This window comes from uncultured Allobosea sp. (assembly GCF_945957345.1).
Classification (GTDB): Bacteria; Pseudomonadota; Alphaproteobacteria; order Rhizobiales; family Beijerinckiaceae; genus Allobosea.
In genome coordinates, this window is sequence record NZ_CAMFKW010000031.1 from 57707 (window position 1) to 68561 (window position 10855).

General features: G+C 66.2%; 10 protein-coding genes. 6 read left to right on the forward strand and 4 right to left on the reverse strand.

The features are described from left to right. Positions 1 to 7: 7 nt before the first annotated feature. From Q0Q36_RS16105 to ribB, 4 genes are all read left to right on the forward strand, one after another. The gene (locus Q0Q36_RS16105) at positions 8 to 250 is read left to right on the forward strand and encodes a type II toxin-antitoxin system Phd/YefM family antitoxin (RefSeq protein ID WP_293799264.1); all 243 of its coding nucleotides are present in this window, start codon (positions 8 to 10) and stop codon (positions 248 to 250) included. Beyond that, entirely contained in the window at positions 250 to 696 is a 447-nt protein-coding gene (locus Q0Q36_RS16110) for a type II toxin-antitoxin system VapC family toxin (protein ID WP_293799266.1), read from the forward strand. The genes Q0Q36_RS16105 and Q0Q36_RS16110 overlap by 1 nt, the downstream gene beginning before the upstream one ends. A gap of 31 nt (positions 697 to 727) precedes the next feature. After that, positions 728 to 1846, forward strand: a complete 1119-nt coding sequence (gene aroC, locus Q0Q36_RS16115; protein WP_293799267.1) for a chorismate synthase — start codon at positions 728 to 730, stop codon at positions 1844 to 1846. Positions 1847 to 1950: 104 nt separating this feature from the next. Then, positions 1951 to 3231: a 3,4-dihydroxy-2-butanone-4-phosphate synthase gene (ribB, locus tag Q0Q36_RS16120; protein WP_293799269.1), complete on the forward strand. Its 1281-nt coding sequence runs from the start codon at positions 1951 to 1953 to the stop codon at positions 3229 to 3231. Between the two features lie 16 nt (positions 3232 to 3247). Here the strand turns inward: ribB and Q0Q36_RS16125 are convergent, their stop codons facing one another. Then, positions 3248 to 4177, reverse strand: coding sequence for a histone deacetylase family protein (locus tag Q0Q36_RS16125; RefSeq protein ID WP_293799270.1), 930 nt, complete (start codon positions 4175 to 4177; stop codon positions 3248 to 3250). A gap of 223 nt (positions 4178 to 4400) precedes the next feature. On the opposite strand from Q0Q36_RS16125, the gene Q0Q36_RS16130 reads away from it, so the two are divergent. Continuing rightward, complete coding sequence (locus Q0Q36_RS16130; protein WP_293799271.1) at positions 4401 to 4997, forward strand: L,D-transpeptidase; 597 nt, start codon at positions 4401 to 4403, stop codon at positions 4995 to 4997. Between the two features lie 550 nt (positions 4998 to 5547). Here Q0Q36_RS16130 and Q0Q36_RS16135 read toward each other — a convergent pair. The 3 genes from Q0Q36_RS16135 to Q0Q36_RS16145 form a co-directional block, all read right to left on the reverse strand. Beyond that, positions 5548 to 6924, reverse strand: a complete 1377-nt coding sequence (locus Q0Q36_RS16135; RefSeq protein ID WP_293799273.1) for an aspartate aminotransferase family protein — start codon at positions 6922 to 6924, stop codon at positions 5548 to 5550. Positions 6925 to 7080: 156 nt separating this feature from the next. After that, positions 7081 to 8544, reverse strand: coding sequence for an amidase (locus Q0Q36_RS16140; protein WP_293799274.1), 1464 nt, complete (start codon positions 8542 to 8544; stop codon positions 7081 to 7083). A 6-nt stretch (positions 8545 to 8550) separates the two neighbouring features. After that, positions 8551 to 9015, reverse strand: coding sequence for a MarR family winged helix-turn-helix transcriptional regulator (locus Q0Q36_RS16145; protein ID WP_293799275.1), 465 nt, complete (start codon positions 9013 to 9015; stop codon positions 8551 to 8553). Positions 9016 to 9151: 136 nt separating this feature from the next. Here Q0Q36_RS16145 and Q0Q36_RS16150 point away from each other — a divergent pair, with 136 nt between their 5' ends. Further along, positions 9152 to 10777, forward strand: coding sequence for a long-chain-fatty-acid--CoA ligase (locus tag Q0Q36_RS16150; RefSeq protein WP_293799276.1), 1626 nt, complete (start codon positions 9152 to 9154; stop codon positions 10775 to 10777). The last annotated feature ends 78 nt before the right edge of the window (positions 10778 to 10855 follow it).

A 10855-nucleotide genomic window follows, 5' to 3' on the forward strand; every position in this document is an offset into this window, starting at 1 on the left:
GGCGGCGATGCGCGAGATTCAGCTCAAGGACGCGAAGGCGACTTTGTCGGCAGTGGTTGATCAGGCGGTTAGTGGGACACCGTCCGTCATTACCCGTCATGGCCGCAAGGACGCGGTGATCCTGTCCTTCGAGGACTATGAGCGGCTCGCACGCGTTCCAAGTTTCGGGCGTTTGCTGGCCGCCTTCCCGGGCGAGCCGGAGGATATTCCCGAGCGCGGCGGAAAGCCTAGCCGGCCCGTCGATCTCTGATGTTCCTGCTCGACACCAATGTGATCTCGGCGCTGGCTCCCTCGAAGCGGGCTACGGCAGGGGACTTGGCGGCTTGGCTTGATCGGGCGAGCCCTTACCTGTTCCTGTCGGTGGTCACTGCGACCGAGGTGGTGGCGGGGATAGAGAAAGCCGAGCGCGAGGGGGCCATGACCAAGATGCGCGCGCTTCGCGAGTGGTGGCAGGCCGTCGAGCACTTTTATGGACCGCGAGTGCTGCCCTTCGATTTGCGCTGCGCCCATCTTGCTGGGCGGATGCTGGACGGCGCACGCGCCTATCAGCCGGGCTTCGAAGACATCGCCATAGCGGCAACTGCCGAGGCGCACGGCTTGACTGTCCTGACGAGAAACCTTCGCCATTTCATTCCGCTCGGAGTTTCGGCCCACGATCCGTTTCAGGGACTGCCGTTGCTGCCGGAAACCGAGTAAGAAGCCAGCGCTTCAGCCCAGTCAGGTCTCCATGTCGCATAACAGCTTCGGCCATCTCTTCCGCGTCACCACCTTCGGCGAAAGCCATGGTCCGGCCATCGGCTGCGTCGTCGACGGCTGCCCGCCGCTCATCCCGCTGACGGAAGCCGACATACAGGGCGATCTCGACCGCCGCCGGCCCGGCCAGTCGCGCTTCACCACGCAGCGCCAGGAGCCGGACCAGGTCCGCATCGTCTCCGGCATCTTCGCCCGCGAGAGCGACGGCGTGCAGGTCACCACCGGCACCTCGATCGGACTCCTGATCGATAATGTCGACCAGCGCTCGAAGGACTATTCCGACATCAAGGACAAGTATCGGCCGGGCCATGCCGACTACACCTATGACGTCAAGTACGGCATCCGCGACTATCGCGGCGGCGGTCGTTCCTCGGCGCGCGAGACGGCGATGCGCGTCGCCGCCGGCGCCATCGCCCGCAAGGTCGTGCCCGGCATGATCGTGCGCGGCGCCCTCGTCCAGATGGGGCCGCACAAGATCGACCGCGCCAACTGGGATTGGGACGAGATTGGCCGCAACCCCTTCTTCTGCCCGGACGCCAAGGCTGCCGCATTCTTCGAGGGTTATCTCGACGGCATCAGGAAGTCCGGCTCCTCGATCGGCGCGGTGCTGGAGATCGTCGCCGAAGGCGTGCCGGCAGGCTTGGGCGCGCCGATCTACAGCAAGCTCGATTCCGAGATTGCGGCCGCGCTGATGAGCATCAATGCGGTCAAGGGCGTCGAGATCGGCGAGGGTTTTGGCGCGGCCGAACTCTCCGGCGAGGAGAATGCCGACGAGATGCGCGCCGGCAATGACGGCCACCCGCTCTTCCTCTCCAACCATGCCGGCGGTATCCTCGGCGGCATCTCGACCGGCCAGCCGATCGTCGCCCGTTTCGCGGTGAAGCCGACCTCCTCGATCCTGGCGACCCGCGCGACGGTTACGCGAACGGGCGGCGAGGCCGAGATGTTCACCAAGGGCCGCCACGACCCTTGTGTCGGCATTCGCGCCGTGCCGGTTGGCGAGGCGATGGTCGCCTGCGTGCTGGCGGACCAGTATCTGCGCCATCGCGCGCAAGTCGGTGTCGTCGAGCCACGCTGGCCGTTCCAGGAGTGACGCGAAGCGACCTTCGCCGCAGCGTTGCATCTTGCATTTCAGCAATACTGAAAATGCATCGGTCGTTCATTGCGGATGAAGTGTTGCCGTATTAGCTTCATGGCATGAAGCTCGACGTCTGGCTCCGGCAGAACAAGACCGCACGCAGCGCCTTCGCGAAACAGGTCGGCCTGTCGCCGGCCAGCGTGACCGCTCTGTGCAACGATCCGGCCGCCTGGATTTCCCGCGAAAGCGCCGAGCGCATCACCGCCGCCACCGGCGGCGCCGTCACCCCCAATGATTTCCTCGGCCTGTCCGGGGCGCGCGAGGCTGCCATGTCCAACAATGTCGCCGAGACCATCGATGCTTTCGCCCGCGGCGATATCGTCATCGTCACAGATGACGACGATCGCGAGAACGAAGGCGATCTCATCGTTGCCGCCTCGCTCTGCACGCCGGAGAAGATGGCCTTCATCATCCGCAATACCTGCGGCATTGTCTGCGCGCCGCTGACCGCGAGCGAGGCCCGGCGCCTGCGGCTCGATCCGATGGTGTCCTCGAACGACGCCCCGCTCGGCACGGCCTTCACCATCACGGTCGACGTCAAGCACGGGCTGACCACCGGTATCTCGGCCGAGCAGCGCACCAATACGGTCCGCGCGCTCGCCAACGGCAATATGGGCGCCGCCGATTTCGTCCGCCCCGGCCATGTCTTCCCGCTGATCGCGAGGGATGGCGGCGTGCTGATGCGCTCCGGACATACCGAAGCCGCCGTCGATCTCTGCAAGCTCGCCGAATTGCCGCCGGTCGGCGTCATCTGCGAGCTCGCCAATGACGACGGCACGGTGATGAAGGGCGCGCAGATCACGGCCTTCGCCGAGAAGCATGGGCTGAAGCAGATCACGGTGGCGGACCTGATCGCCTATCGCCAGTCGCGCGAGAAGCTGGTCGAGCGCGTGCATTCCTTCCCGGTCAAGACCGAGTTCGGCGACGTCACCGGCCATGTCTATGTCACGCCCTTCGACAACACCCAGCATTTCGCCTTCGTCATGGGCAAGCTCGGCGACGGCGAGAAGGTGCCGGCCCGCCTGCACCGCGCCGATGTCGTTGCCGACGTGCTCGGCGGCGCGAGCTCGATCCAGTGCGCGCTGCGGCGCTTCCAGCAGGAGGGCAAGGGCGTGCTGATCTACCTGCGCGACGGCAGCGCCGGCGTGCCGATCAAGCCGGTCGACGATGAAGGTTCGGACGCGCTGCGCAGCCAGCAATGGCGCGAGGTCGGCTTGGGCGCGCAGATCCTGCGCGATCTCGGCGTCCGTTCGATCGTGAATCTCGCCTCCTCGCCGCGCTCCTTCGTGGGCCTGTCCGGCTTCGGCATCGAGATCGCGGAGACCGCGCCGCTGGAATAAGCGGCGCTTCCGGCGCCTAACCTTCCATCAGCGCCGAGACATGGGCGGCGGTCGATTTCGCCAGCGCGTCGAGATCGTAGCCGCCCTCCAGAACCGAGACGATACGGCCTCCGGCATGGCGGTCGGCCGCCTCCATCAACTTCGTGGTCGCCCAGGCGAAATCGGCTTCGCGGAGGTTGATGTCGGCGAGCGGATCGCGCCAATGCGCGTCGAACCCGGCCGAGATCATCAGGAGATCGGGACGGAAGGCATCGAGCCGCGGCAGGATCACGGTCTCGAAGGCCTCGCGGAATTCGTCGGAGCCGTCGCCGGCCTTCAAGGGAACGTTGACGATCGTGCCTTGCGTGCCGCGTTCCGCAGCCGAGCCGGTGCCGGGATAGAGCGGCATCTCGTGGGTCGAGGCGTAGAGCACGCTGGCATCGTCCCAGAAGATGTCCTGCGTGCCGTTGCCGTGATGCACGTCCCAGTCGACGATGGCGACGCGCTCGGCCCCATGTGCCCTTTGCGCATGGCGCGCGGCGATCGCGGCATGGTTGAAGAAGCAGAAGCCCATGGCGCGTTCGCGCTCGGCATGGTGGCCGGGCGGGCGCATTGCCACGAAGGCATTGCGGGCCTTGCCGGCCATCACCTCGTCCACGGCGGCGACCGCGCCGCCGACGCCGCGCAGCGCCGCTTCGATCGTGCCGGGCGACATGAACGTATCGGCGTCGACATGGACGAAGCCGGTCGTTGGTGAGGAAGCCACCAGCGCTTCGGCATAGGCCCGGGGGTGACAGAGCGCGACCTGATCGAGCGTGCCGAGCGGCGCTTCCACCCGAATCAGTGCCGCAAAACGTTCCGCCTCAAGCGCCCGGTCGACGGCGCTGAGCCTGTCCGCACATTCGGGATGGCCCGGCGGCATGGCATGGCCGAGCCCGGCGGGGTGGGTGAAGAGCAGTGTCGTCACGAGCCGTTATCCGCGCGAAAGAGCCGGCAAAAGGGCCATCCGTGGCCGGTTTGCCACGCTTTGCCCTGTTTCGAGCGCCCTCGGCGGAACCGGATTGCGCCGTTGCCGTTTGAGGCCTAGTGCTTCGCCGGACCGTCGCTTTTCGGGCAGTGCCCGGGCGATACGAAGCGTTAACGTTCGATTCATCATAAAGGCTGCCTGCGGGTCGGCTGGGGTGGAGGCTATGAAGAAGTCCGTTTTCGTCGCACTGGCGCTGTCGGCCCTGCTGGGCGCATGCCAGTACAAGAGCGTGAGCGCACCGGAGCTGTCAGCCCGTGACGCGGAATATATCGCGCTCGTCCCCAAGTTCGACACCTACCTGCCTTACCTTCCCTACGAGATCGCCGATCCGACGGGGCAGCCGCCAGGCACGATCTATATCGATACCAAGGCCAAGTTCCTCTACCTCGTCCTGCCGAACAAGAAGGCGATCCGCTACGGCGTCGCCACGGGCGAGGAAGCTTATGGCTGGACCGGCGAGGCCGTGATCCAGCGCAAGGCGGAATGGCCGCGCTGGACGCCGCCGGCCGAGATGATCAAGCGCTGGCCGCATCTGAAGCCGGTCGCCGGCGGCCTTGCGGGCGGCCCGGACAATCCGCTCGGGGCGCGTGCGCTCTATCTCTATCAGAACGGCCACGACACGCTTTATCGCATCCACGGCACCAACGAGCCGGAGACGATCGGCCGCTCGGCCTCCTCGGGCTGCATCCGGATGCGCAATATCGACGTGATCGACCTCTATAATCGCGTCCCGGCCGGCGCGAAGGTCGTCGTCGTCTGACCAGGTGCGGATACGTGGAGAAATCAGCGGGCGGCCTTCGGGTCGCCCGTTTTCGTTTCGGCTGCCGTCCAAGAAAAAGGCCGGTGGGAGATAGCTCCGCACCGGCCAAGTCATGGGTCTCGAAGGGGAGGTTTCAGTCGAAGAAACCTTGGCGGAGCACGCCGGGCAACTCGGCCTTGCGCGCTTCACCGTGCTGCTTCAACGCAGGCGACGCCTGTCGGGTTCCCGCGGCGACAGCCCGAATTGCGATCGGGCGGAAGCGCGAGGCATAGATTGCCCGCGCCGTGGCGTCATGGAAACCTTTCCGGGCCGGTGCCGGGGAGTGTGGATCGCGTTGAAACATGGCTCCTGACTCAGCTGATGAACCTCGTGCCGGCGGCTCGCGCCTGCCGGCACCATCTGTCTGACGGCGGATCGGGACGGCGCCGGGGCGCCTCTGTGATCTGTTCGTGGCGTTTTCAGGCGAGCGGATCGCTTCCGCCACATTGCTGAACATGAAAAAGGCCGGGCGTTGCCGCCCGGCCTTCGGTCTTTCGCAATGTCGGAGCGATCAGGCCAGCAGGCCTTCGGCCTTGGCCCAATTCAGGGTCTTGTCCAGCGCGCGTTCGCAGCGGTTGAACATTTCCTCGATCTCGGCCTCGTTGATCACGAGCGGCGGGCAGAACGCGAGGCGATCGCCCATGGCGCGGGTGATGAAGCCCTCTTCCAGGGCGTAGGCCACGGCCTTGGCGCCGACGCCCTTCTTGGTCTCGAACGAGGCCTTGGTCTGCTTGTCCTTGACCAACTCGGCGCCGCCGATCAGGCCGACGCCCTTGGCCTCGCCCACCAGCGGATGCTCGTTCAGCTTGGTGAGGCGGCGCAGGAAGGTCGGCGAGACCTTCTCGACATGCTCGACGATCTTGTCGCGCTGGTAGATCTCCAGCGTCTTGACCGCGACGGCGCAGCCGACCGGATGGCCGGCATAGGTGTTGCCGTGGCCGAAGGTGCCGATCTTGCGGCTCTGGTCGACGAGCACGTCATAGATCTTGTCGTTCATCATCACGGCGCTGAGCGGGAAATAGGCCGAGGTGATCTGCTTGGCGAGCGAGATCGAGTCGGCGTTGAGCCCGTAGGTCTCGGTGCCGAACATCTTGCCGGTGCGGCCGAAGCCGGTGATGACTTCGTCCGAGATGAACAGGATGTCGTACTTGGCGAGCACGGCATTGATCTTCTCGAAATAGCCCGCCGGCGGAATGATCGCGCCGCCGGCGCCCATTACCGGCTCGGCGATGAAGGCGGCGACCGTGTCCGGCCCCTCGCGCAGGATCATCTCCTCGAGCTCGGCGGCGAGCCGCGACGAGTAGTCCTGCTCGCTCTCGCCCGGCTCCGCGAAGCGGTAATGATGCGGGCAGGAGGTGTGCAGGATGCCCGACAGCGGCAGGTCGAAATCGATATGGTTGTTCGGCAGGCCGGTCAGCGAGGCGGAGGCGACGGTGACGCCGTGATAGCCCTTCAGCCGCGAGATGATCTTCTTCTTCTGCGGGCGACCGAGCGCGTTGTTGAGATACCAGACGATCTTGACCTGGGTGTCGTTGGCGTCGGAGCCGGAGGCACCGTAGAACACCTTGGAGATCGGAACCGGGGCGATTTCCTTGAGCTTCTCGGCGAGCTCGATCGCCGGATCATGGCTGCGCCCGCCGAAGATATGGGTGAAGGGCAGCTTCTTCATCTGCTCATAGGCGGTCTCGACCAGTTCCTGGTTCGAGTAGCCGAGCGAGGTGCACCAGAGCCCCGCCATGCCCTCGATATATTCCTTGCCGGCGGAATCGTAGACATAGATGCCCTTGCCGCTTTCCAGCACGAGCGGGCCCGTCTGCCGATGCGTGGCGAGGTTGGTATAGGGATGGACGAGGGTCTCGATATCCCTGACGGCGACATTCGACAGCATGATGGGCTCCCGGTTCTGTTTAATATTCTTGCCAGTGTAAGCTGAAGCGACCGCAAATGTTGAGCGATTTTGGTGCAGGAGACGGTAGACTCTGCCGCAGGGCGAGCGAAACGGAAAGGGTTCGCGCCAAACGGGCGTAGCGGCCGTCCGGGCGCCTCAGCGAGCGACAGGCGGCGGGGTGAAACGGCTGCCCAGCTCCTCCAGCATCGCGCCGACTGCGATGGCGGTCCGGTCCTCGCCGAAGGGGGCAATGATCTGGACACCGAGCGGGAGGCCTTCGCGTGAGCGCGTGACCGGCGCCGACAGGGCCGGCAGGTCCGCGCCGGTCGCCAGCGAAGCCCAGAGCAGGAAATCGAGATAGGGCCGCGGCTCGCCGTTCACGATCAGGCGCCGTGCATGGATATCCGGCCCGTGGTCATGCGCGATCGCCGCGACGGGCGCCGGCGGGCAGAGCACCACATCGTTACGGGCGAAGAAGCTCGCCCATTGCCGCTTCTGGGCGCGGCGGCGCTGGTCGATCTGCTGGTAGAAGCCGGGCGTCATCCGCGCGCCACGCGCCTGCAAAGCCTGATGCGACAGGTCGTTCGGGCTGAAGCGCGAGGCTTGCGCCTGGATCCGGGCGCGCACCTTGGGCGGCAGGCCGTAGGCGACGACGGCATGGTTCAAGAGCGCATAGACCTCGAACGCGTCGGCGAAGCGGACGGAGGGGCGCGCCGTCTCGTCGACGATCGCGCCTGCCCCGGCAAGGCGGCGCGCGGCCTCGCGTACGGCGTCGGTAACCTTGCGATCCACGGGTGCGAAGGGATCATCGGCCCAGAGCGCGACGCGCAGGCCTTTCGCGCTGGATTGACGCGGCTCCGGCAAGGCAGGCGCTGGCTGAGCGGTATCGCGCGGCCCGGCGATCACCGGCAGGATCAGGTCGAGGTCCTCGGCCGCACGCGCGATCGGGCCGGCGACCATCAGGTCGACATTGCGCAGGGTGCGCCGCTCGGGCGGTGGTGGGATCGCGCCCCAGGTCGAGACCAGTCCCCAGCTCGTCTTGAGTCCGAACACGCCGCAGGCATGGGCTGGCCAGCGGATCGAGCTGCCGAGATCGGAGCCGAGCTCGAAAGCGCTCATGCCGGTCGAAACCGCAGCCGCAGCCCCGCCCGATGAACCGCCGGGCGAGCGCGTCTCGTCCCATGGATTGTTGGTCACGCCATGGGCCGGGTTGTAGCTCTGGAAATCGCCTGAGAAGACCGGAACATTCGTCTTGCCTGTGATGACGGCGCCGGCCGCCCGCAACCTTGCCACGGCAGCCGCATCCTCCGTCGGCACACGCTCGCGATAGGCGGGTAGGCCGCCGGAAGAGGGTAGGCCCGCGACGTCGAAGGCATCCTTGATCGTGATCGGTAGCCCTTCGAGGGGCCTTGCCGTGCCATCGGCGAGCCGCGCATCCGATGTCTTCGCCATGGCGCGGGCGGCCTCGCGATCCTCCGCCACGATGGCATTGAGGCGCGGGTTCAGCGCATCGATGCGGGCGAATGTCGCTTCAAGCAGGTCGGTGGCGCTGAACCGGCGGGCAAGCAGCGCTTCGCGTAAGCGCGTGGCGGAGGCGGTCAGGTCGATGCCATCTGCCATGCCCGGTCACTCGGCATCGGCGGCGCGGGCGAGATCGCGCCAGGCCAGCACGAGCCGGTCGAGCTCGGCGAGATCGTCCGGGGCGAGCTTGCCGAGCGTGCTCGCGACGAATTCGCGCTGGGCGGCGATGCCGGCTTCGGCGAGGCGGCGGCCTTCCGGCGTCAGGTGCATCGCATAGGAGCGCCGGTCGCCGGCGATGGCGCGGCGCTCGACAAGCCCGGCCTGGACCAGCCGGTCGACCAGACCGGAGACATTGCCCTTGGTGACGTAAAGCCGCTCGGCGAGCTCGCTCTGGCTGATGCCCTCCTGCTCGGTCAGGGTCGAGAGCAGGTCGAATTGCGGGATCGAGAGGCCGAGTGTGCGGATGCGCCCGGTCATCTGCATTAGCATGCGCTGGTGCAATCGCATGAAGCGGAACCAGACCCGGTCCGGCTCCGTCGGGGCGTGTGGCACGATCTTCGGTGCGGACATGGCGTTTCCCCCCGCTCTTGAACGATCAGACCTAAACCATCTCGCGCGCGCAGGCGAGCCTTCGATGGGATGACTTCCCTTTCGCGGGAGGCCGTCGCTATCCTCCGTGATAAAATGATCTCGGGAGGACAAGCGCATGCTCGGCCTGATGCAGGACTGGCCCCTTCTGCTCCACCGCATCATCGACCACGCCGCCGTGCAGCACGGCACCCGCGAGGTGGTGAGTCGCGCCGTCGAGGATGGCGCGCTCCGACGACGCAGCTATGTCGATATCCGCAGCCGTGCGCTCAAGGTGGCCAAGCGCCTGCAGCGCGAGGGCATCGCCCTGGGTGATCGGGTTGCGACGCTCGCCTGGAACACCGACCGGCATCTCGAGCTCTGGTACGGCATCAGCGGCATCGGTGCGATCACGCATACCGTCAATCCGCGCCTGTTCCCGGAGCAGATCGCCTGGATCGTCAATCACGCCGAAGACCGTCTGCTCTTCCTCGACCTGACCTTCGTGCCGATGATCCAGGCGATCCAGGACAAGCTGCCGACGGTCGAGCGCTACATCATCCTGACCGATGCTGCGCATCTGCAGCAATGCGGCCTGAAGAACGCCGTCGCCTACGAGGATTGGCTGGCTGAGGTGGATGACGATTTCGCCTGGGGCCGCTTCGACGAGAACACCGCCGCCGGGCTCTGCTACACCTCGGGCACGACCGGCGGACCCAAGGGCGTGCTCTACTCGCATCGCTCGAACGTGCTGCATGCGCTCGCCTGCGCCGCGCCGGATTTCATGGGCCTGTCGGCGCGCGACACGGTGCTGCCGGTCGTGCCGCTCTTCCACGCCAATAGCTGGTCGCTGGCCTATTCAGCGCCGATGACCGGCGCCAAGCTGGTCATGCCCGGCGCAAAGCTCGACGGCCCCTCACTGCATCAGTTGCTGGAGGAGGAGGGCGTGACCATGACGGCGGCGGTGCCGACCGTCTGGCTCGGCCTCCTGCAGCATCTGGAGGCGACGGACGGCACGCTCTCGACGCTGAAGCGCGTCGTCATCGGCGGCTCTGCCTGCCCGCGGGCGATGACCGAGGTCTTCGAACGCAAATACGGCGTCGATGTCGCCCATGCCTGGGGCATGACCGAGATGAGCCCGCTCGGTTCCTTCTGCTCGATGAAGCCGGTCTACCAGGGGCTGGAGGGCGATGCGCTTTACGATCTCAAGGTGAAGCAGGGCCATCCGCCCTTCACGGTCGAGTTCCGCCTCACCGACGATGCCGGCGCGGACCTGCCCTGGGACGGCAAGACCTTCGGCCGGCTCAAGGTGCGTGGCCCGGCCGTCTCGGGCGCCTATTACCGCAACGAGGACGACATTCTCGACGATCACGGCTTCTTCGACACCGGCGACGTCGCGACCATCGATCCCGCCGGTTACATTCAGATCACCGACCGGTCGAAGGACGTGATCAAGTCGGGCGGCGAATGGATCTCCTCGATCGATCTCGAAAACCTCGCCGTCGGCCATCCCGATGTCGCGGAGGCCGCGGTGATCGGCGTCGCCCATCCGAAATGGGACGAGCGTCCCTTGCTGGTGATCGTGCCGAAGCCCGGCCGCACCCCGGGCAAGGACGAGATGCTCGCCTTCATGACCGGCAAGATCGCGAAATGGTGGCTGCCGGACGATGTCGTGCTGGTCGAGGCCATCCCCCACACCGCAACCGGCAAGATCCAGAAGACGAAGCTGCGCGAGATGTTCAGGGATTATCGTTTGCCGGGGTGAACCCTCCCGCCTTGAAACGCCAGCGGCGCCCGTGAGGGCGCCGCGCGTGTCGTATCCGAGGATGGTTCGGAGGCTCGT